Annotated in this window: 16 protein-coding genes; 9 read left to right on the top strand and 7 right to left on the bottom strand. The window is 64.5% G+C overall.

Going from position 1 to position 21,196, the window contains the following annotated elements:
- The first annotated feature begins 98 nt into the window (after positions 1–98).
- Positions 99–476 (top strand): JAB domain-containing protein, encoded by a 378-nt coding sequence (locus FFS35_RS06185; protein WP_249341489.1) that lies wholly within the window; start codon positions 99–101, stop codon positions 474–476.
- Here FFS35_RS06185 and FFS35_RS06190 read toward each other — a convergent pair.
- The 4 genes from FFS35_RS06190 to FFS35_RS06205 form a co-directional block, all read right to left on the bottom strand.
- Positions 399–1,187 (bottom strand): methyltransferase domain-containing protein, encoded by a 789-nt coding sequence (locus FFS35_RS06190; RefSeq protein ID WP_137786481.1) that lies wholly within the window; start codon positions 1,185–1,187, stop codon positions 399–401. The two genes, FFS35_RS06185 and FFS35_RS06190, sit on opposite strands and share 78 nt — an antisense overlap.
- 2 nt (positions 1,188–1,189) lie before the next feature.
- Positions 1,190–2,317, bottom strand: coding sequence for a peptide chain release factor 2 (gene prfB / locus FFS35_RS06195; protein WP_137786268.1), 1,128 nt, complete (start codon positions 2,315–2,317; stop codon positions 1,190–1,192).
- A gap of 138 nt (positions 2,318–2,455) precedes the next feature.
- Positions 2,456–4,861 (bottom strand): transglycosylase domain-containing protein, encoded by a 2,406-nt coding sequence (locus FFS35_RS06200; RefSeq protein ID WP_249341511.1) that lies wholly within the window; start codon positions 4,859–4,861, stop codon positions 2,456–2,458.
- A 172-nt stretch (positions 4,862–5,033) separates the two neighbouring features.
- Positions 5,034–6,275, bottom strand: a complete 1,242-nt coding sequence (locus FFS35_RS06205) for an N-acetylmuramoyl-L-alanine amidase (RefSeq protein WP_137786270.1) — start codon at positions 6,273–6,275, stop codon at positions 5,034–5,036.
- Between the two features lie 467 nt (positions 6,276–6,742).
- On the opposite strand from FFS35_RS06205, the gene FFS35_RS06210 reads away from it, so the two are divergent.
- From FFS35_RS06210 to FFS35_RS06230, 5 genes are all read left to right on the top strand, one after another.
- The gene (locus FFS35_RS06210; protein WP_137786482.1) at positions 6,743–9,289 is read left to right on the top strand and encodes an Rne/Rng family ribonuclease; all 2,547 of its coding nucleotides are present in this window, start codon (positions 6,743–6,745) and stop codon (positions 9,287–9,289) included.
- Between the two features lie 101 nt (positions 9,290–9,390).
- Entirely contained in the window at positions 9,391–10,743 is a 1,353-nt protein-coding gene (locus tag FFS35_RS06215) for a M48 family metalloprotease (protein WP_137786271.1), read from the top strand.
- Positions 10,740–11,462, top strand: a complete 723-nt coding sequence (locus FFS35_RS06220) for a DsbA family protein (RefSeq protein WP_137786272.1) — start codon at positions 10,740–10,742, stop codon at positions 11,460–11,462. The genes FFS35_RS06215 and FFS35_RS06220 overlap by 4 nt, the downstream gene beginning before the upstream one ends.
- A complete protein-coding gene (locus FFS35_RS06225; protein WP_137786273.1) occupies positions 11,459–12,391 on the top strand; it encodes an ABC transporter ATP-binding protein in 933 nt (310 codons plus the stop codon). The genes FFS35_RS06220 and FFS35_RS06225 overlap by 4 nt, the downstream gene beginning before the upstream one ends.
- The gene (locus tag FFS35_RS06230) at positions 12,388–13,149 is read left to right on the top strand and encodes an ABC transporter permease (RefSeq protein ID WP_137786274.1); all 762 of its coding nucleotides are present in this window, start codon (positions 12,388–12,390) and stop codon (positions 13,147–13,149) included. The genes FFS35_RS06225 and FFS35_RS06230 overlap by 4 nt, the downstream gene beginning before the upstream one ends.
- Positions 13,150–13,153: 4 nt before the next feature.
- On the opposite strand, the gene phaZ is transcribed toward FFS35_RS06230, so the two are convergent.
- On the bottom strand, positions 13,154–14,371 hold the full coding sequence (gene phaZ / locus FFS35_RS06235) for a polyhydroxyalkanoate depolymerase (protein WP_137786275.1): 1,218 nt from the start codon (positions 14,369–14,371) through the stop codon (positions 13,154–13,156).
- Positions 14,372–14,527: 156 nt separating this feature from the next.
- Here phaZ and FFS35_RS06240 point away from each other — a divergent pair, with 156 nt between their 5' ends.
- From FFS35_RS06240 to FFS35_RS06250, 3 genes are all read left to right on the top strand, one after another.
- The gene (locus FFS35_RS06240; RefSeq protein ID WP_137786276.1) at positions 14,528–16,303 is read left to right on the top strand and encodes an ABC transporter transmembrane domain-containing protein; all 1,776 of its coding nucleotides are present in this window, start codon (positions 14,528–14,530) and stop codon (positions 16,301–16,303) included.
- Positions 16,304–16,357: 54 nt separating this feature from the next.
- Complete coding sequence (locus FFS35_RS06245) at positions 16,358–17,521, top strand: saccharopine dehydrogenase NADP-binding domain-containing protein (protein WP_137786277.1); 1,164 nt, start codon at positions 16,358–16,360, stop codon at positions 17,519–17,521.
- A gap of 265 nt (positions 17,522–17,786) precedes the next feature.
- On the top strand, positions 17,787–18,470 hold the full coding sequence (locus FFS35_RS06250) for a PEPxxWA-CTERM sorting domain-containing protein (RefSeq protein WP_137786278.1): 684 nt from the start codon (positions 17,787–17,789) through the stop codon (positions 18,468–18,470).
- A 166-nt stretch (positions 18,471–18,636) separates the two neighbouring features.
- Here the strand turns inward: FFS35_RS06250 and FFS35_RS06255 are convergent, their stop codons facing one another.
- Both FFS35_RS06255 and FFS35_RS06260 read right to left on the bottom strand, forming a co-directional pair.
- Positions 18,637–18,951: a hypothetical protein gene (locus tag FFS35_RS06255; RefSeq protein WP_137786279.1), complete on the bottom strand. Its 315-nt coding sequence runs from the start codon at positions 18,949–18,951 to the stop codon at positions 18,637–18,639.
- Complete coding sequence (locus FFS35_RS06260; RefSeq protein ID WP_171007546.1) at positions 18,948–21,149, bottom strand: VacB/RNase II family 3'-5' exoribonuclease; 2,202 nt, start codon at positions 21,147–21,149, stop codon at positions 18,948–18,950. The genes FFS35_RS06255 and FFS35_RS06260 overlap by 4 nt, the downstream gene beginning before the upstream one ends.
- Between the last annotated feature and the right edge of the window lie 47 nt (positions 21,150–21,196).

The following is a 21,196-nucleotide window of genomic DNA, read 5'->3' on the forward strand; positions in this document are numbered from 1 at the left end:
CAGCAGTGGCAGGCGCACGAACCAACGGCAAGAGGCGGAGAATTGTCTCGGTAATTGAGCCATTTCGGATCAAAGACGATACTCGGAAGCCGCGACGGGTGCACCTTCGCGCGATGATCGATCCGCATTTGATGCGCCTGTTCGCGCCGATCGCCTGCACCGCAACCGAGATCGCGATCTTCGCCTATCTCGATTCGCGTGGCCGAGTTTTGGGGGTTCGCCATGTCCACTCGTCCACGGTCGCCGAGGTGGATGTGCCGATTCGCGCGATTGCCGGGGATGCGCTTGCGTTCGGGGCCGATCAGGTGGTGATGGCGCACAATCACCCGTCCGGCGATCCCGAGCCCAGCCGCGACGACCTGGCCGTGACCCGGCGGATCGCCACCGCGCTCAACGCCTTAGGAATCCGGCTCGTCGATCATCTTGTGCTGGCCGGGGATCGCGCCATCAGCCTTCGCGCCCGCGGGCTGCTGTAGCGATTTCTGGCGGCAGGGCCTGATCGCGGTGGGATCGGGTCTCCCGCCCGTCGCCCGGAAGGTCGCCAGATAACCGCCGGCAGACGGCATGTCCTCTATCTTCACGAGCTGATAGCCGACCGCCGCGAACTCGCAGCGCAACAGATCGGGCGGCGTTCCATGATCCGCGGTCGGGCGGTCGGCATCGACCACGACCACAAGTCCTCCGGAACGTAGCGACGGCCGCATCCGCCAGAGGAACTCGTAAGGCTGCTCGATCTCATGGTACATATGCACCATGAACACGCGGTCGAAGCTCGCCTCCGGCAGCTTCGGATCGGCGGGCGCGCCAAGCCGCACGCTGACATTGTCGAGCCGCTCACGTGCGGCGCGCTCTGCAAGCGCATCGCGTACCGCCGGCATGATATCCTCCGCCAGCACCCGCCCGTCCTTGCCGACGCGCTGGGCGAGGCGGACGGTGTAATAGCCCTCGCCGGCGCCGATATCCGCCACCGTCATCCCCGGCGCGATCTGCGCGCGGTTCATGACTGCGACGGCTTCGTTCAGCCGGTCGCGCGCCTCCTCGGTCGACCAGCGGGCGGAGACGATGTGCGCGACCGGCCGGTCGGCGGCGGGAAAAGGGCCGGGCTCACGCTCGTCGTGCCGGATCAGCGGCTGAGACCCATCGCAGCCGGCCAGCAGAAGCACCAAAGCGGCGGAAGCGAGCGCCAGCCTCAATCGACGTCCTCCACCTCCACCGTCTCGCCCGTCACGCGCTGCGACAGGGCGGCAGCCATGAAATCGTCGAGATCGCCGTCGAGCACATCGCCCGGCGAGGTGGATGTCGTGCCGGTGCGCAGATCCTTCACGAGCTGATAGGGCTGAAGCACATACGAACGGATCTGATGCCCCCAGCCGATATCGGTCTTGGTGGCGTTGACGGCGTTCGCCTCTTCCTCCCGCTTGCGCAACTCGTGCTCGTACAGCCGCGCGCGGAGCTGGTTATAGGCCTCGGCGCGATTCTTGTGCTGGCTGCGCTGGTTCTGGCACGACACGACGATGCCGGTGGGCAAATGCGTGATGCGCACCGCCGAGTCGGTGGTGTTGATGTGCTGCCCGCCCGCGCCCGACGCGCGATACGTATCGATGCGCAGTTCGCTGTCGTTGATCTCGATATCGATCGAATCGTCGATAACGGGATAGACCCATACCGAAGAGAAGCTGGTATGCCGCCGCGCCGAGCTGTCATAGGGCGAGATACGCACCAGCCGGTGCACGCCGCTCTCGACCTTCGCGTAGCCGTAGGCGTTCTCGCCCTTCACCAGCAGCGTGGCGGATTTGATGCCCGCCTGTTCACCCGAGTGATAGTCGACCAGTTCCACCTTGTAGCCGCGACGTTCCGCCCAGCGCGTGTACATGCGCTGGAGCATCTCGGCCCAGTCCTGGCTCTCGGTGCCGCCGGCGCCGGCGTTGATCTCGATATAGCTGTCGTTGGCGTCGGCCTCTCCGGCGAGCAGCGCCTTGACCTTGTCCTGCTGCGCGCGCTCGGCGAGCTGGGCGAGCGCCTCGGTGCCGTCGCGCGCCATTTCCTCGTCGCCTTCGGCCTCCGCCATCTCGATCAGTTCGCTGGTATCGGCCAGCTCGCGCTCGATCGTCTTGGTCGCGCCGATCGCCTCGTCAAGCCGACGGCGCTCGCGCATCACTTCCTGCGCCTGCTTGGGATTTCCCCAGAGCGCCGGATCCTCCACACGCGCGTTCAGCTCGTCGAGCCGGCGGAGCGCGCGATCCCAGTCGAGGAATCGGCGCAGCAGCGCCAGCGCCTCTTTGATCGTATCGACATGGGCCTGCGCCTCGGCGCGCATCTCAATTCTCCAAAAGTCACGTCATCCCGGCAAGACGATCGCTGCTTTCTCTGGACCATGCCGGGGTGACGAAAGTGTGGCGGCGGACTTAAGCGCCGGGCCGGAAAACGGCAATGGCCCTGATCGTTGCAGACAGCGTCAGTAAATCCCGCCCTGGCGTTGCAGGAACTCACTGTCGTTCGGCTGATTGCGCGGGCCGGCCGCGGCTGATGCGGCGGCGGATGGCTCCGCTTCCGGGCGACGCGGCGCGCGGCGCGCCTCGCTCTGCGGCTTGAACGCCTCCCAGATCACGCTCGCCTTGGGATCTCCCATCGATGGCCATGCGCCGAATACCGGGCGGCCGGAGCCACGATCGATCCGCACCATGCGAATGCCCTCGGGGGCGCGGAACGGCAGCTTCTCCAGCCCGTCATACGCCTTTGCGGCGAATTCCTTGAAGATCGGCGCGGCCATCGTGCCGCCCTGCGCATAGCCGCCCAGGCTCGTCGGGGTGTCGTAACCCATATAGAGCCCGCCCACCATTTGCGGCGTGCCGCCGATGAACCACACGTCGGTCGGCCCTGAATTGGTGCCCGTCTTGCCGAACATCGGGCGATTGAGATCACGCAGCACAGTTGCGGTGCCACGCTGGATCACGCCCTCCGTGATATGCACCATCTGATAAGCGGTCATCGCATCGATCACCTGCCGGCCGCGTATGCCGGGGCGCGGCATCGGCTTCCCATCCCAGTCGGGCATGTTGCAACGATCGCACGCGCGCCAGTTTTCCGGCCAGATCACCTTGCCGTGACGATCCTGCACGAAATCAACCAATGTGGGCGCATGCCAGCGGCCCTGATTGGCGAGCACGCCATAGGCATTGACCATCCGCATCACCGTCGTCTCGCCCGCACCCAGCGCATAGGAGAGGTACGGCTGGTAATCGCCGATGTTCATCGTCTTCATCAGGCCGACGACGTTGGTCATCCCGGTCTGCGCGGCCGCGCGGACCGTCATCAGGTTGCGCGACTGCTCGATGCCCCAGCGCATCGTATGCGGCCCTGCACCGCGGCTGTTGCCGAAATTGCGGAAGCACTTCTGGCCAAGGCGGGCGCCCTGATAAACGCAGAACGGGCCGTCAACGATGATCGACGCCGGGGTCATGCCATGTTCCAGCGCGGCCGAATAGACGATCGGCTTGATCGTGGAGCCAGGCTGACGCAGCGCCTGCGTGGCGCGATTGAAGGACTGGATCGAGCTGTCGAAGCCGCCCTGCATCGCAAGGATGCGCCCGGTTGCCGGCTCCTGCACGACGAACCCGCCCGATACCTTTGGCACGGCGCGCAACGCGAAGCGGCTTCCCTCCGAGGCGACCGCGAGGATATCGCCCGGCTTGATCGCCGCAAAGGCGGTGCCGCCCTTTCCGCGCACTGGCATCTGCGCAAGGTCGCGCGGCAATTCTCCGGTCTGGCCGTTGGCGAAGCCGATCCGCCATGCGTCGCCGTCACGCGCGATCGCGATCGCGGCGCGCCAATCGTTGTAATTCACCGCGACATTGGAGGTGATAAGCGCGCCGAGCCAGCCATCCCCTTCGAAACTGACATGCCGCAACGGCCCGGCCCAGCCACGCCCGCGATCGTAGCGCAGCAGCCCGTCACGCAGCGCTTGTGCGGCGTAGCTCTGCACTTTCGGATCGAGCGAGGTGCGCACCCAAAGTCCGCCGGAATAGACGCTGTACGGCCCATCGCGCGCCGTCTCGCCATATTTGCCGATGAGCTGGCGGCGCACTTCCTCGACGAAATATCCGCCGACGCTCTCGAACTTCGGCATGCGGTGCGAGATCGCGCCGATCGGCTGCGCCCTTGCCTCATCGCGCTGCGCGGCGGTGATAAAGCCCGCTTTCGCCATTTCGCCGAGCGCCCAGTTACGCCGTTCGAGCGCGCGATCGGTATCGCGGAACGGATCGTAGTTCGACGGGCCCTTGGGCAGGATCGCGAGATACGCCATCTGCGGCAGCGTCAGCTCGTTCAGTTCCTTATCGAAATAGGCGTGGCTCGCCGCCTCGACGCCATAAGCGTTACGGCCGAGGAATATCTGGTTCAGATAGAGTTCGAGGATCTGCTGCTTGCTGAGCGCATTCTCGATCTTCCAGGCGAGGATCGCTTCCTTCGCCTTGCGGGTGGGCGAATAGGCGTTCCCGATCAGCAGGTTCTTGGCGACCTGCTGCGTGATCGTGGAGCCGCCGCGCGCGCGCCGCCCGGTGCCAAGCTTGGAAACGTAATCGACCACCGCACCGGCAACCCCGGTGTAATCAACGCCGTGATGTTCGAAGAAGGTCTTGTCCTCCGCCGCCAGAAAAGCCTTCACCAGCAACGGCGGATATTCCGCGAACGACAGCTCGACCCGCCGCTCGCGGGCATAGGAATAGATTGGCGCGCCATCGATCCCGCGCACGTTGGTCGGCAGCGGCGGCTCATAGGTGCGAAGCTGATCGACCGACGGAAGATCGCGCGCGAAGATGAGCCAGAACGCGCCGACCGCGATTACGAAACCCGCGGCAAGCATCGCGACAATCTTCACCCAGCGCTTCGCCCAGGCCGTCGCAAGCGTCCGCCGCACACGGCCTGTCTCACGATGCAATCTGATGGTTGCGGGTTCGGGGGGAGAGGACGCCATACGCGGGCGCCGGTTTAGCAGGATTGCCGGGCGGGGGAAGCCCGCGCCTCCCTGCCCGTTGCTATTTCGTCGCCAGCCGCCGCGCGAAATGGATTTCCACCGCGCGCTTCACGCTCTCCGCGATCCGCTCCCGGCCCGCGCGGCTATCCAGGAAGCCGGCATCCTGCGGATTGGAAATATAGCCCGTCTCAAACAGGATCGAGGGCATGTCCGGCGCCTTCAGCACCATCAGCGAGGCCATTCGGTGAAAGTTCGGTTTCGTCGGCATCAGCGGCGCCGCTTCACGCCCCAGCAGCCGCGCGAAGCCGGCGGAGGCGTTCATCGTCTCGCGCTGGGTGAGATCGATGAGGATCGAGGAGACATCCGGGTTCTGATCGAGATCGACGCCAGCGATAATATCAGCCTTGTTCTCGCGCGCAGCGAGCCGCGCGGCCTCCTTGTCAGAAGCGACCTCCGACAGCGTGTACGCGGTTGCGCCCGATGCGTCGCCAGCGCCAACGCTATCGCAGTGGATCGAAATGAACAGATCGGCCCGCAGCCGCCGCGCTATCCCGAAACGTTCGCGCAGCACCAGATAGCGATCGTCATCCCGGGTAAGCGCGACGCGGACCCTGCCTGATGCGACCAGCGCGTCGCGGATCGCGCGGGCGATCTTCAACGTGACATCCTTCTCACGCAGCCCCGTGCCGGCATTGATCGCGCCTGGATCGACTCCGCCGTGCCCCGCATCGATCACTACCAGCGGGCGATCCTCATCCCCGGTCACACGCGGCAGCGGCGAGCGCCTGGCCGGCGGCACCGGCACCGAAATCTTATATTTCGGCCGGCTGCCGCCAAAGTGAAACGGAAGGAAGCTCAGCGGGCGCGCGCTGCTGGCATCCGCGAACCGGCGCGAACTGGCGCGTTCCAGCGTGAGCGCAAGCGTGCGGCCATCATCACGAAACTCTCCACCGGCCACGATCATCGGCCGATCAAGATCGAAGACGATCCGCGCGCCGTCAGCGCCACGCCATCCCTGCCGGATCGCGCTGACCGCCCCGTCACCAGCCAGCGAGCGGCCGGGGCGCGCGCCATCGATATCGATCGCAATACGGCGCGGCGCATCGAGCACGAAGCTGGACGCCGGGCCGACGGGATCGTCGAAATGGATGAGTATCCGCGCGCCATCCACGTCGACGCGCTGAACGGTTGCAGCCCCGGCGGGCGCCGCAACAAGAGCAATCGCAAACGCGAGCACCAGCGCCACGCGCGCCATGGCGCGACGCAACCGCTTTTCGAGCGCTCTGCTCCACCGCCCCGCCATTCGCTCCGCCCTAGCCACCCCTTGCCGAAGCCCGGTGAGGGGCAATTCGCTATCGAGGTTTGCGTAAATAGAGTTAACAGTTGCTTGACACTCTCGCGAGTATTTTGCGGCGGGACGTGCTGGTTGATGCGTGACAAGTCCGGTGCTAGGCACCATCTCGACCGGAGAGGCGCGTAAATATCCGCGCGTTAACTTCCGGCCCACCGCTCGCCCGTCGTTCACGGGGCCGGGCATACAGGTTGACGTTTGCATGCCGCATCTTTCCCCACCGCTGAACCGCCCGGCAGAAGCCGGCGGCGCGGGCTTGGGCTTGTTCCGGGGCGACGCGCCCCGGCGTGCGGCGCGAACGAAGGCGATTTCACCAACAATTCGCACGGCCAGGCGCGTCGCCCGGCCGGCACCAGATTATCGCACGGCAGCGCCGCCAACCGGCGACCGTGCGTGGAGACCATTAAATGACAATGCGCATGCTGATCGACGCACGCCACCGGGAGGAAACCCGCGTGGCTGTCGTCAAGGGAAACCGGATCGAGGAATTTGACTTCGAAAGTGCCGAGCGCAAGCAGCTCAAGGGCAATATCTATCTCGCCAAGGTAACCCGCGTCGAACCGTCGCTCCAGGCGGCGTTCATCGATTACGGCGGGAACCGGCACGGCTTCCTCGCCTTTTCGGAGATCCATCCGGATTATTACCAGATCCCCAAGGAGGATCGCGAGGCGCTGCTGCGCGAGGAGGCTGAGCACGCCGCCGAGGAGGCGGCGCTGCGCGCCGAGCAGGAGGCGGCCGAGGAAGACGAAGAGCCCTCAGACGACGATCTGGAGCGTTTCGACGATGACGGAGGGATGGATCCCGAAGTTGCAGAGGAAATGGAAGGCGAGACGCGCCCACGCCGCTCGACTGTAAACGACGATCAGGTCGAGGCGCTGCGTCAGCGCCGCATGAACCTGCGCCGCCGCTACAAGATACAGGACGTGATTCACCGCCGTCAGGTGTTGCTGGTTCAGGTCGTGAAGGAAGAGCGCGGCAACAAGGGCGCGGCGCTGACCACCTACCTCAGCCTCGCCGGGCGTTACTGCGTGCTGATGCCCAACACCTCGCACGGCGGCGGCATCTCGCGGAAAATCTCGAATGCGAGTGATCGCAAGCGCCTCAAATCGATCATGGCGGAGCTGAAGCTGCCGGCGTCGATGGGCTGCATCGTCCGCACCGCCGGGCTGCAGCGCACCAAGGTCGAGATCAAGCGAGACTTCGATTATCTTGCGCGATTGTGGGACGGTATTCGCGAACAGACCCTGTCTTCCACGGCGCCGGCGCTGGTCTATGGTGACAGCGATCTGCTGAAGCGTGCGATCCGCGACATCTACAACAAGGATATCGACGAGGTAATCGTCGAGGGCGAGGACGGCTATCGTCAGGCAAAGGAGTTCATGAAGCTCCTGATGCCGAGCCACGCCAAGAAGGTGAAGCATTACAGCGATCCCTTGCCGCTCTATCAGCGCGCCGGCGTCGAGGATCAGCTCGCCGCGATGTATCATCCGGTGGTGCAGCTCAAGTCGGGCGGCTATCTGGTCATCAACCCGACCGAGGCGCTGGTCTCGATCGACATCAATTCCGGCCGCTCGACGCGCGAACACAATATCGAGCAGACCGCGACAGCGACCAACCTTGAGGCGGCGCACGAGATCGCACGCCAGCTCCGCCTGCGCGACATGGCCGGCCTCGTCGTCATCGACTTCATCGACATGGATAACAATTCCAATGTCCGCAAGGTCGAGAAAGCCATGAAGGAGGCGCTGAAGAACGATCGTGCCCGCATCCAGGTGGGCCGCATCTCTTCCTTCGGCCTTATGGAGATGAGCCGTCAACGGCTGCGCACCGGCGTGCTCGAGGCATCGACACGCACCTGCCCGCATTGCGAAGGCACCGGGCTGGTCCGCACGGCATCCTCGGCCGGCCTGTCCGCGCTGCGGCTGATCGAGGACGAGGCCGCGCGCGGCCGCGGTTCGCTGCTCACGCTTCGCGCCAGCGTGGAAGCGGCGGTTTACGTGCTCAATCGCAAGCGCGCCGATATCGCCGAAATCGAGGACCGCTATGGCGTGCGCGTCGAAATCCTGCCCGATGGCGAGCAGGAAGGCGCGCGCATGTCAGTCGAGGCATCCGGCCCGCCGCCGGCCTATGCGCCCAAGTTTGCCGCACCGGTCGAGGAAATCGAGGACGACTATCCCGAGGATATCGAGGACGAGATCGCCGAGGAGGAGGAAGAGGCCGACGGCGAGGAGCGCCGCGCCGATCGCCCGCGCGAGGAAGGCGAACGCGACAGCAACGGCCGTCGTCGTCGCCGTCGCCGCGGCCGTCGCGGCCGGGCACGTCCTGAGGACGGGGCTACCGAAGGATCGTCAGACGAGGAAGCCGAGGGCGACGGCGACACCGTGTCGGAAGACACCGATCAGCCCGAAGCCGCCGAGGCATCCGCTGACGGCGAACGCGAGGGCGGACGTCGCCGGAGCCGTCGTGGCCGTCGCGGCCGCGGTCGCAGCCGCGACGAGGCGGGCGTAGCGCAGGATACCGCGACCGAGGACGCGCCTGTCGTAGTCGCTGCCGAGCCGGCGGCACCCGACGCAACCGCCGAACCCGAAGCGGCTCCGAAGACGCGCCGCCGCCCGCGCGCGCGCGCTGCCAAGACCGAAACCGTTGTCGAGGCGCCCGCGATCGAAACGCCGGCTTCTGCGGACGTGAACGAAGCGCCCGCACCAAAGCCCAAGCGCACGCGTCGGAAAAAGGCGGACGTGGAGGCGGAAACACCCGTTCCGTCCGCGCCGCCAACTGTCTCCGAACCGACCGAGGCGCCGGTCAAGCCAAAGCGGACGCGCCGCAAGAAGGCTGACGAGGCACCTGCAGAGACGGTGCAGGAGGCCCCCGCTGAGGAAGCCGTGGCCGAGCCAGGCGATGATAGCGCAGGCGATGTATCCGGCAGCCCACGCCGTGGCTGGTGGCAGCGGACGTTCGGCGCCTGAACGATGCGCGGCCGGGTTTCAGCGGGGGTTCATCGGTACCATCGCAGAAACCCGGTCGTCACCGCCCGCCAGCGGGCCAAGCGCAGGGAAAATCTTGTCTGATGAAGCGGACGCTGGCCGCCTTCGCCACCGCGATCCTGATCTGCGCGCAACCCGCGCACGCACAGTCCCTGCTGCGCGACGCGGAAACGGAATCGCTGTTTCATGACATGTCCGAGCCGCTGGTTAAGGCCGCCGGGCTCAATCCGAGGGACGTGAAGTTCGCGCTGGTCAATGACGATTCGATCAACGCTTTCGTGATCGGCGGGCAGACCGTCTATATCCATTCCGGCCTGATCCAGGCCGCCGACAACGCCAATCAGGTGCAGGGCGTCATCGCGCACGAACTGGGCCACATCGCGGACGGGCATATCGTAAACGCAGGCGCGGGGACGAAACCCGCGATGGCCATCTACCTACTCAGCATGGTGCTCGGCATCGCCGCCGCCGCCGCTGGCGCAGGCGAAGCCGGAATGGGCGTCATGGCGGCCGGACAACAAGCCGCCATGGGGAAATTCCTCGCTTTCACACGCACACAGGAATCCACCGCCGATGCGAGCGCAGTTAAATATCTGAATGCCGCCGGGATCACCGGCAAGGGAATGCTGTCTTTCTTCAAGACGTTGCAGCAGCAGGAATATCGCTACGGGCTCAACAATATCGACCCGTTCATGCAAACGCACCCGCTTTCGGGCGAGCGCATCCAGACGATGACCGCCGATATCACGGCATCCCCGGCGTACAGCAAGCCGCCCGACGCCACGCTGCAGGAGCGCTTTCTGCGTGTGAAGGCCAAGCTCGCCGGATATGTGAACACGCCGCAGCGCACGCTGACAGCGTATCCGGAGAGCAGCCAGACGGTGTATGCGCATTATGCGCGCGCCTATGCCTATCATAAGGCCGGCTATCCCGACAAAGCGGATGCCGAGGCGAATGCATTGGTGAAAGCCGATCCGCATGACCCTTATTTCCTCGAGATTAAGGGGCAGATACTGCTCGAAGCCGGCAAGCCCGGCGAAGCACTGCGGCCCCTGCGCGAAGCGACCGAGCTTTCGCGCAACAACGCGCTGATCGCGACTACCTTCGGCCACGCGCTGATCGCGACCGAAGACAAGGCGAATCTGCCCGAGGCTATCAAGGTATTGCGCACCGCCATCGCGCGTGACGACGAGAATCCCTTCGCCTGGTATCAGCTTGGCACCGCCTATGAGCAGTCTGGCGATCAGGCGCGCGCCGCGCTCGCCACCGCCGAGACCGCGAGCATGAACGGCGACAGTCGTACCGCCGCATACAGCGCGAAAATCGCGATGGCTGGTATACCGCAGAACACGCCGGACTGGATTCGCGCGCAGGATATCGCGATGACGGCGCAGAACGACATGAACGACAATCCGAAAAAGTATAAACGCAAATGAATCGCATGATGCTGGTGGCGCTGGTGGTGATCGGCGCCGCGTTTGGCGCAATGGGCACCTGGCTTGCCGAAAGGGTCGCGCCGGGCGCGCTTTCCGACGGGGATCGCGCGCGCATCGAGCGGACCGTGCGCGACTATATCCTCGCCAACCCCGATATCATCCCCGAGGCGATGCAGCGGCTGAACGATCGCGAAAACGCCAAAGTTATCGCAACCATGCGCTCCGCGATCGAGACGCCCTATGGCAACGCCTATATGGGCAATCCCAACGGGGACGTTACACTGGTGGAATATTACGATTACAATTGCGGTTACTGCCGCGCTAGTCTGCCCACGCTGGATAAGTTGGTGAAGGCCGACCCGAAGCTGCGCGTCGTTTTCCGCGAAATGCCGGTGTTGGCGGAAAGCAGCCTCGTCGCAGCTCGCGCAGCACTCACCGCCGCGTCGCAGAACAAGTTCAAGCCGTTTCACGATGCGCTCTACGCCGCCGGTCCGGTGAGCGATCAGACGATTGCGTCGGCCGCACGCGCAGCGGGCGTGGATCTATCCAAGCGGCCGCCCGATGCCGACGAGGAAATACGCACCAATCTCGCCACCACGGCGAAGCTCGGCATGCGGGGCACGCCGAGCTGGGTCGTAGGCGATCGCGTGCTTTCGGGCGCGCTGCCGATAGACCGTCTGCAGGAAGCGATCGCTGCCGCGCGCGCCGCACGCTCATGAACGATGACGCGATTCTGAGGCTGGAGGGCGTATCAAAGACCTATGCCGGCGGTGTCACCGCGCTTGAGCCGGTGGATCTGACGATCCGCCGAGGCGAGATTTTCGCGCTGCTCGGCCCCAATGGCGCCGGCAAAACGTCACTGATCAGCATCATCTGCGGCATCGTCACCCCGTCCGCCGGCACGATCACGGTGGCGGGGCATGATGCGATCCGCGACTATAAGGCCGCCCGTCGCACGATCGGGCTGGTGCCGCAGGAGCTATCGACGGATTCGTTCGAGAGCGTGCTCGCGACAGTTACCTTCTCGCGCCGCCTGTTCGGCTACGGCCCGAACCCGGCCTATATCGAGCAAATCCTCCGCGAGCTGTCCTTATGGGACAAGCGCAAGGCACGGATCATGGAGCTTTCCGGCGGGATGAAGCGCCGCGTGCTGATCGCCAAGGCGCTGGCGCACGAGCCGCAAATCCTCTTTCTCGACGAGCCAACCGCCGGCGTGGACGTGAACCTGCGTCGAGACATGTGGAAACTCGTGCACCGCCTGCGAGATAATGGCGCGACGATCATCCTCACCACCCATTATATCGAGGAGGCGGAGGAGATGGCCGACCGTGTCGGCGTCATCAACAGCGGCAAGCTGCTACTGGTCGAGCGGAAGGACGCGCTGATGCAGAAGCTCGGCAGGCGCGAACTGGCGCTGACGCTAGCCGAACCGCTCCCGGCGCTGCCGGACGGGCTGGAGAAATGGCAGCTCGCACTGGAGAACGACGGCCGCACGCTGCGCTACGTATTCGATGCACAGGCGGAAAAGGCCGGCATTCCCTCCCTGCTCCGTGCGCTGTCCGATCGGGGCATCGGCTTTACCGACCTGGAAACGTCGCGATCTAGCCTGGAGGATATCTTCGTCGATCTGGTGGGGGCCAAACCATGAACATAAACAGCGTCTGGGCGATCTATCGCTTCGAGATGGCGCGGTTCGGCCGCACGATCTGGACCAGTCTGATGGTGCCGGTCATCACTACGTCGCTTTACTTCGTGGTGTTCGGCTCGGCGATCGGATCGCAGATGCGCGAAGTCTCCGGTGTACCCTATGGGGCGTTCATCGTGCCGGGGATGATGCTGCTTGCGATCTTTTCCGAAAGCATTCTGAACGGCAGTTTCGGCATTTACATGCCCAAGTTCACCGGCACGATCTACGAGTTGTTGTCCGCGCCCGTATCGGCATTCGAAATCGTACTGGGTTATGTCGGCGCGGCGGCGACCAAATCGTTGACGATCGCCCTTATCATCTTCGCAACGGCGCACATCTTCGTCGACCTGCGCATCCTGCATCCATTGGCGATGATCGCCTATCTCGCGCTGATCTGCATCACGTTCTGCCTGTTTGGCTTTGTCATCGGCATCTTCGCAAAGGGATTCGAGCAGTTGCAGGTGATCCCGCTGCTGATCGTCACGCCACTTACCTTCCTGGGTGGCGCCTTCTATTCCGTGATGATCCTGCCGGAACCGTGGCGAACGGTGACCTTGTTCAACCCGGTCGTCTATCTCATCAACGGATTCCGCTGGACCTTCTTCGGAACCAGCGACGTGGCGGTCGCGGTTAGCCTGACGGTGACGCTTACGCTGTTGACCGTGTGCCTGGTGACCATCGGCGTGGTCTTCAGGACCGGATGGCGGCTGAAGAACTGATCGTTCAGCCGTTCTCCGCGATCAGCTTCTCCACCAGCGGCGCAATGCGGTTGCGCCATTTGGAGCCGTTGAAGATGCCATAATGGCCGACCCCTTCGGCGAGCAGATAATGTTTCTTCGCCTCGGGCAGGTTGGTCGCGAGCGTCAACGCCGCCTTGGTCTGGCCGATGCCGGAGATATCATCGCGCTCGCCCTCGATCGCCAGCAGCGCGATATCGGTGATCGCGCCCGGATCGATCGGGCGCCCGCGATGCGTCATCAGCCCACGCGGCAGCTTGTGCTCCTGAAACACCACATCGATCGTCTGAAGGTAGAATTCTTCGGTCATGTCGCAGACCGAGCGATATTCGTCGTAGAACTCCTTGGTCGCCTCGGCGCTCTCGCCATCGCCGCGGACGAGATGCTTGAACATCTCCCAATGGCTCATCATGTGATTGCCAAGGTTCATCGACATGAAGCCGGTAAGCTGCAGGAAGCCGGGATAAACACGTCGCCCCGCGCCCGGATACATGCGCGGCACGGTCGCGATGACATTCTGGCTGAACCAGGCGTGCGGCCGCTCGGTTGCCAGCGTATTCACCGCCGTCGGCGCCTCACGCGTGTCGATCGGCCCGCCCATCATCGTCAGCGTCCTGGGGCGGCACGGATGCTTGTCGGCGCTCATCAACGCCGCGGCAGCATAGGTCGGGACCGAAGGCTGGCAGACCGCCAGCATATGTCCGCCCGGCCCGATCGCCTCCATGAACTCGATGAGATAATCAACATAATCATCAAGGTCGAACGCGCCGTCGGTAACCGGCACCAGCTTCGCATCGCGCCAGTCAGTGATGTAAACATCACAGGTCGGCAGCATCCGCTCAACAGTGCCTCGCAGCAGCGTGGCGAAATGGCCGGACATCGGGGCAACGATCAGCAGTTTCGGGCCTCCGCTCACGCCGACGCGCGCAAAGCGCTTTAGCTGGCCGAATGGCTTCTGCAGCACCACTTCCTCGACCACCTCGACGGCTTCGCCGTTCACCATCGTGCGATCGAGCCCGAAAACCGGTTTGCCGCGCGGCGCGGCCGCATGTGCGAACACCTCGAGCGCCGAAGCCATCACTGCGCCGCCGCCGAAATAGGAGAACGGGTTTGCCGGATTGTTCAGCATGCCCGCGCCAAAATTGGCCCAGGCGCTAGCACCTGCGAGCATCGAGCGCTGGAATTCATAGGCGTCGTAGAGCATCGGGTATCCTGATCGGCGAAGCTTTGATCGCGAACTGGTAGCCCGTTTCAGATTAATGACAAATCAAATTGCTGCAATCGCGAACCGCCGCTGGCGACACCCGGCCCGCCGCCCGCGCCGTTGAGCCAACAGAGCCGGGCTGCTAGGCGCTTTCGCATGTCGACAGAAGCGCCCGCAGAAGCCCCCCGCCGCCGCTTGGGCAGCCTTGCCCTAGTGTGGGATCACGCACGGCGCTATCCGGGGCGCATCGCCGCCGCCGGCGCCGCGCTTACGATCACCTCGCTGGCCACGATCGCGATCCCTTACAGCTTCAAGCGTGTCATCGACCGCGGTTTCGGCCCCGGCGCGCATGGCGATGTGGCGAGCGCCTTTCACTATCTGTTGATGATCGTAGCCGTTCTGGCAGTGGCGACGGCGATCCGCTTTTACTTCGTATCATGGCTGGGCGAGCGGGTGGTGGCGGATATTCGCGCCCGCGTGCAGCGCCACCTGCTCACGCTCACCCCACGCTTCTTCGAAGAGAACCGCCCGTCGGAAATCGCCTCGCGGCTGACGGCGGACACTGCGCAGATCGAGAGCGTCGTCGGCTCCACCATGTCGGTGGCGCTGCGCAACATGTTTACCGGCATCGGCGGCATGGTCTATCTGTTCGCGATATCGCCAAAGCTGGCGGGGATGCTGCTGCTCGGCATACCGATGGTGATCCTGCCGATCGCGCTGCTCGGTCGGCGCGTGCGCGCCTATTCGCGGACTTCGCAGGATCGCATCGCCGACGTCGGCGCGATGGCGACCGAGACGTTGGGCGCGATGAGGATCGTCCAGGCGTTTGGGCAGGAGGAACGCGAGGCACAGCGCTTTGCCGACGCAGTCGAGGCGACGATGGCCGCCGCCCGCCGCCGCATCCTTGTGCGCGCGGTGATGACGGCGATCGTGATCGGGCTGATCTTCGGGTCGATCACGCTGGTATTGTGGGAGGGCGCGATCGATGTGGCCGCGGGGCGCCTCTCAGGCGGCGCCATCGCGGCCTTCGTTCTCACCGGCGGTATTGTGGCGGGTGCTTTCGGCGCGCTGACCGAGGTGTATGGCGAGTTGCTGCGCGGGGCGGGTGCGGCCGGGCGTCTTTCGGAACTGCTCGCCGAAAAGCCGGAGATCGCCGCGCCGCGCGCACCACTTTTGCTGCCGCTGCCGCCGCGCGGCGCCGTGACGTTCGAACATGTCGAGTTTCGCTATCCGACACGACCCGACGCCCCGGCGCTGCATGATTTCAGCCTGACTATCGCCCCGGGTGAAACGGTCGCGGTGGTCGGCCCGTCCGGCGCGGGCAAAACGACACTATTCCAGCTGCTTCAGCGCTTCTATGATCCGCAGGCCGGCCGGCTGACGATCGACGGCATCGACCTGCGCGATGCCGATCCCGCCGCCATCCGATCTCACATCGCGATGGTGCCGCAGGAAACGGTGATCTTCGCCGCCTCCGCGCGCGACAATCTGCGCTACGGCCGCTGGGATGCAAGCGACGAAGAGTTGTGGGCCGCCGCCGAGGCAGCCAATGCCGCCGATTTCCTGCACTCGCTGCCGGAAGGGCTCGGCACCTATCTCGGCGAGGGCGGCGCGCGCCTGTCAGGTGGACAGCGCCAGCGCGTGGCGATCGCCCGCGCGCTGTTGCGTGACGCCCCGATCCTGCTGCTTGACGAAGCCACCAGCGCGCTCGACGCGGAAAGCGAGTTGCTCGTGCAGCAGGCGCTGGAGCGGCTGATGACCGAGCGCAGCACGCTTATCATCGCACATCGCCTCGCCACCGTCCGCGCCGCCAATCGCATCGTCGTGATGGATAATGGCCGGATCGTCGAAGAGGGCAGCCATGGCGCGCTGATCGCGCGCAGCGGGCTCTATGCGCGTCTCGCCAGCCTCCAGTTCAGCGAAGCGGCGTAGCAATCGCCTGCCCTTTCTGCTCTAATCGTCGGAAAAGGTAAGAGGAACGCAGATATGGCCCGCGAATTCGATGTGATCGTCTACGGCGCGACCGGATTCACCGGGCGGCTGGTGGCGGAGTATCTGCAGCAGACCTATGGTGCGGATGGTCCGAAATGGGCAATGGCCGGCCGGTCGCTGACAAAGCTGGAGGACGTGCGGACCGAGATGGGCGTGGCGGCGGACGTGCCGCTGCTCGCCGCCAATTCCGATGACCCCGCCAGCCTGCGCGCGATGGCCGCGCGCGCGACCGTGGTGATCTCCACCGTGGGGCCATATCAGCTCTATGGCAGCGATCTGGTCGCCGCTTGCGTGGAGACCGGCACCGCCTATGTCGATCTGTGCGGCGAGCCGGGGTGGATGCGCAGGATGATCGATGCGCACGACGCACGCGCGAAGGAAACCGGCGCGCGAATCGTCTTTTCCTGCGGCTTTGATTCGATCCCGTTCGATCTCGGCGTGCTCACTCTGCAGGAAGGCGCGATCAACCGCTTCGGCAAGCCAGCGCCACGCGTGAAGTGCCGGGTGCGCACCATGAAAGGCGGCTTCTCCGGCGGCACTGCCGCCAGCCTCAAGGCGACGCTGGCGGCGGCGGCGCGCGATCCGTCGCTCCTCACGCTCCTTGCCAGCCCGTTCGCGCTGACGCCGGGGCATAGCGGGCCACATCAGCCGACCGGCCTGATCCCGGAATATGATACGACGATCGCCGCCTGGGTCGCACCGTTCATCATGGCGCCGATCAATACCAAGAACGTCCACCGCACGAACTTGCTGCTTGGCCAGAAATATGGCGGCGATTTCGTTTACGACGAGATGATCGTCGCCGGGCTTGGCGATATCGGCAAGGCAGCGGCAGAGGCGCTGGCGAAGATCAATCCGCTCGCCGGCGACAAAGGCCCGAAGCCGGGCGAAGGCCCGTCGAAGGAGGAGCGCGACAACGGCCATTACGATATTCTCTTCATCGGCCTGATGCCGGATGGCGCGCGCATCGATGCGGTGGTTACCGGAGACCGCGATCCCGGCTATGGTTCGACCAGCAAGATGCTTGCCGAAAGCGCGCTTTGCTTGGTGCAAGACGTGGCAGGCGCCGGCGGCATCTGGACCCCGGGTGCGCTGATGGGCGATGCGCTGCGCAAGCGGCTAATAGCGAAGGCCGGCATGACCTTCACGGCGGGGTGAAAAAGGGCTCGCTTTGGTGGAGGGCCGTGATCGACACCCAGACGCGATTAACAACCTATTGTTATGGCGTCGGCAACCGCCCCGTTATCGCCTGAATGCGGAATCAGGCGGCGCAGTTGCGCCCCAGGCTTAACGGCGCGAGCACAAGTCTTTGAGAGCCGTCCCAAAAACGCACACCTGCGAAATTAGAACGATTGCATTGCTCGTTAATCTCTCGGTAATCTTTACGTACTGGAACGCCGCTCGGTGCGTAGGGGGATGATTGATGAAAAGTCGCATTGCTACGGTCGCTGCTTCGCTATTCCTTGCGTCATCGCTTGCCGCCCCGGCGCTCGCGGATACGCTGGCGACGCCACTTAACAGCAACAACAATCAGAGCGGCATCATGTTCGATGTTGTGGTTGGCAGCCAATCGCTTGTGCTGCAGTCGCTAGGCGTGAACATTACCGGTGGCACCTACGACTTCAAATTCTACACGATCGATGGCGGCATCGGCTCGAACCAGAACAACGCCGCAGCATGGACGCTGCGCGATTCCTTCAGCGGCGTGACAAGCGCGGGCACCGATAATCTGACCAATTTCGACATCGCGGACTTCGGCGTCACGGCCGGCTCGACGATAGGTTTCTATTTTACGGGAACCGTGCCGTACACGGGTATCGTACGTTACACCAACGGCAACGCGGTTGGAGACATCGTCGCGTCCAATAGTGCGCTGTCGATCCTGAGCGGTTACGGGAAGAGCTATCCCTTCGCGGAAAATTTCTCGCCGCGGGATTTCAACGGTGCGATCACTTATGCCGTCGCAGGTGTTCCCGAGCCGGCGATCTGGGCTCTCATGATCCTCGGCTTCGGCACGATCGGCTTTGCGATGCGGCGTGCTCAGGCCCGCTCGGACGTCCGCTTCGACGCCAAGATCAAACGGATCGCGGCGCACGCACAAGCATGATTAGCCAACTTAGTTAGTTAAGACGCCGGGCTGTCGGGGAGACTCGGCAGCCCATTTTCATCGGCGATTGTCTTGCCCGCCAAAATCGGTGGTCGTCCTTCTCGGGTGGCGGCAAGCCCAGGCACTGATCGATCAGTGATCTTGTCAGGCAATCGCTCGCATGGCCCTACCGCCCCAGCGCGATCGCGCCCGCCGCCGCGAAGCCGGTCAGCGCGATCACGCCCAGCAATCGCGCCAGTTCCTCCTTGCGGAAATTGGCGAGAACGACGTCGTCGAGGAACCAGCGACCATCCTCCGCCGGCAACACCGCGCCAAAACGTGTCATGCGACGGAAAATTCGGCGCTGCGCGCGCCCTTCCGGCTCGAACGATATCGCGCTTGCGGCGTCTGTGGCCTTAGCATCCACGAAGCGCTTCACGATCGCCGTTTCCGCGCGAATGACAATCCCGGTGGCGATGCGATCGACGATGTTGAGTTTCACTTCCTGCGCCCTTGATGACGGATGTTCGAAGGTCGGCCGCGCCGCTTGATCTCGCGCCGGGGCCCGTCTCGCCGTGATGGCGGCAACGCACCCTTTCCCTCCGGCAATTCGAAGCGCAGCGCGCCCGACACCGGATTCGCCTCGGCAAGCCGCAGGCGAAGACGTCGACCCAGCGCATATTCCTCGCCACTCGTTTCGCCCACCAGCATCCGCGCACCTTCATCGAAGCGGAAATATTCGCCGCCCAGATCGCGCACGGGCATCAGTCCGTCGCCGCCGATGCCCTCCACGGTTGCGAAGAAGCCGAAGTTCGCCACTCCGGTGATGCGCGCCTCCACCGTCTCGCCGACGCGCTCGGCGAGATATGCGGCTACATAGCGATCGATCGTGTCGCGCTCCGCTTCCATCGCGCGGCGCTCGAGTTTGCTGATCGCCTCGCCGATGCGTTCGAAATCCTCGTCCCCGCCAAGTCCGCCTGGTCCCAGTTCGTAGGCGGAAACGAGCGCCCGATGCACCAGCAGATCGGCATATCGGCGGATCGGGGAGGTAAAGTGGCCATAACTGCCAAGCGCCAGCCCGAAATGGCCATGATTCGCGGGGGCATAATAAGCCTGCGTCTGCGTGCGCAGCACCTGCTCCATGATCTGCGGACGGAAGTCAGCGTCGGCGACTTTATCGAGGATGCGGTTGAAGGTCGCCGGTTTGATGACCTGCCCCAGCGCGAACGAAACCCCGAACGTATCGAGATACTCCTTCAGCGCCACCAGCTTCTCGCGCGCCGGTGGCTCATGGACGCGATACATCACCGGCGCCTTCTTCGCTTCCAGCGCCTTGGCGGCGGCGACGTTGGCGGCGATCATGTAATCCTCAATCAACCGATGCGCATCGAGCCGCTCTCGCGGCGCGACGGACATGATGCGCCCCTTCTCGTCCAGCACCACGCGGCGTTCCGGCAGATCGAGCGCGAGCGGCTCGCGCTTGTCACGTGCGGCCGAAAGCGCTTCCCAGCACCCCCATAACGGGCGCAGCGTATCGAGCATCGGCCCCGCCCCGGCATCGATTGTCTCCTGCGCATCCTCATAGGCGATGTTCGCCGCGATCCGCACCGCGGCACGCGTGAAGCGCCATGATTTCAGGCCCCCGCTCTTCGTGATCTGGAGATGGCAGGCCAGCGCGGCGCGATCTTCCCCCTCCTTTAACGAGCAGACGTCGGCGGAAAGCACCTCCGGCAGCATCGGCACAACGCGATCGGGGAAATAGACCGAATTCCCCCGGCTGCGCGCCTCGCGATCGAGCGCCGAGCCGAGGCGGACATAGAAACTGACGTCAGCGATCGCGACGATCGCCTTCCATCCGCCGGCATTCGCGGGGTCGTCATCCGGCGCGGCCCATACGGCATCGTCATGGTCGCGCGCATCGGCGGGATCGATCGCCACGATCGGCAGATGCGTCAGATCTTCCCGCGCCTCGCCCAAAGGTTGCCGGGCGACCTGGCCGGCCTCGGCCAAGGCCTCCTCGGCGAAACGATCCGGGATCCCGAACTGGTGGATCGCGATCAGCGAGAAACTGCGCGGCGCGAACGGATCACCGAGACGCTGCACCACCCGCGCGGTAATCCGCGGCGGCCGGCCAGCGCGTTCCGCCAGCACCAGATCGCCCGCCTCCGCGCCGCCGGCGTCGGATACGGGGAACTCGCGGCGCTCCTTCTTCTCCACGCCCTGAAGCCAAAGCCGATCGCCCTGCCCGCGCAACACGCCGATCATCTGCTCCGAAGACGCGCCGAGGGATTTCATCGGATGGGCGATCCAGCCGCTTCCGGCCTCCTCCGTCCGCGCAAGGATACGCGCGCCCACTGCCAGCGCGCCACGCTTGCGCTCCCGCACGCGCAGGCGTGGCGGCGGGCTTTCAGACTCCCACCGCTCCGGCACTGCCCATACGTTGCCGCCATCATCTACGTCAGCGATGCGGAGCACCGTCACCTTGGGCACCCCGCCCATCTTGTGGAAGGCCCGGCCGGGGGCGGAGTCGATCAACCCTTCGTCGGCCATATCCTTCAGCAGCGCTTTGAGCGCGATCTTTTCCTGCGCCGTCAGGCCGAAAGCGCGCGCGATCTCCCGCTTGCCGGCAGGAGTTTCGCTCGAAGTGATGAAATCCATGATCTGCTGGCGCGTCGGCAGGCCGGCTTTTGATTTACGCATCACGCGGAGATAGGGGCTACGCGCGCCAGCGTCACGCACCAAGACGC

This window comes from Sphingomonas sp. 3P27F8 (assembly GCF_005502745.1).
Lineage (GTDB): Bacteria > Pseudomonadota > Alphaproteobacteria > Sphingomonadales > Sphingomonadaceae > Sphingomonas.

Excerpts from the sequence above, each read along its gene's own strand:
- prfB (WP_137786268.1), bottom strand. The coding sequence starts at position 2,317 with ATGCGCGCCGAGGCGCAGGCCCATGTCGATACGATCAAAGAGGCGCTG.
- FFS35_RS06200 (WP_249341511.1), bottom strand. The coding sequence starts at position 4,861 with ATGCTTGCCGCGGGTTTCGTAATCGCGGTCGGCGCGTTCTGGCTCATC.
- FFS35_RS06205 (WP_137786270.1), bottom strand. The coding sequence starts at position 6,275 with ATGGCGGGGCGGTGGAGCAGAGCGCTCGAAAAGCGGTTGCGTCGCGCC.
- FFS35_RS06210 (WP_137786482.1), top strand. The coding sequence starts at position 6,743 with ATGCTGATCGACGCACGCCACCGGGAGGAAACCCGCGTGGCTGTCGTC.
- FFS35_RS06215 (WP_137786271.1), top strand. The coding sequence starts at position 9,391 with ATGAAGCGGACGCTGGCCGCCTTCGCCACCGCGATCCTGATCTGCGCG.
- FFS35_RS06220 (WP_137786272.1), top strand. The coding sequence starts at position 10,740 with ATGAATCGCATGATGCTGGTGGCGCTGGTGGTGATCGGCGCCGCGTTT.
- FFS35_RS06225 (WP_137786273.1), top strand. The coding sequence starts at position 11,459 with ATGAACGATGACGCGATTCTGAGGCTGGAGGGCGTATCAAAGACCTAT.
- FFS35_RS06230 (WP_137786274.1), top strand. The coding sequence starts at position 12,388 with ATGAACATAAACAGCGTCTGGGCGATCTATCGCTTCGAGATGGCGCGG.
- phaZ (WP_137786275.1), bottom strand. The coding sequence starts at position 14,371 with ATGCTCTACGACGCCTATGAATTCCAGCGCTCGATGCTCGCAGGTGCT.
- FFS35_RS06240 (WP_137786276.1), top strand. The coding sequence starts at position 14,528 with ATGTCGACAGAAGCGCCCGCAGAAGCCCCCCGCCGCCGCTTGGGCAGC.
- FFS35_RS06245 (WP_137786277.1), top strand. The coding sequence starts at position 16,358 with ATGGCCCGCGAATTCGATGTGATCGTCTACGGCGCGACCGGATTCACC.
- FFS35_RS06250 (WP_137786278.1), top strand. The coding sequence starts at position 17,787 with ATGAAAAGTCGCATTGCTACGGTCGCTGCTTCGCTATTCCTTGCGTCA.
- FFS35_RS06260 (WP_171007546.1), bottom strand. The coding sequence starts at position 21,149 with ATGCGTAAATCAAAAGCCGGCCTGCCGACGCGCCAGCAGATCATGGAT.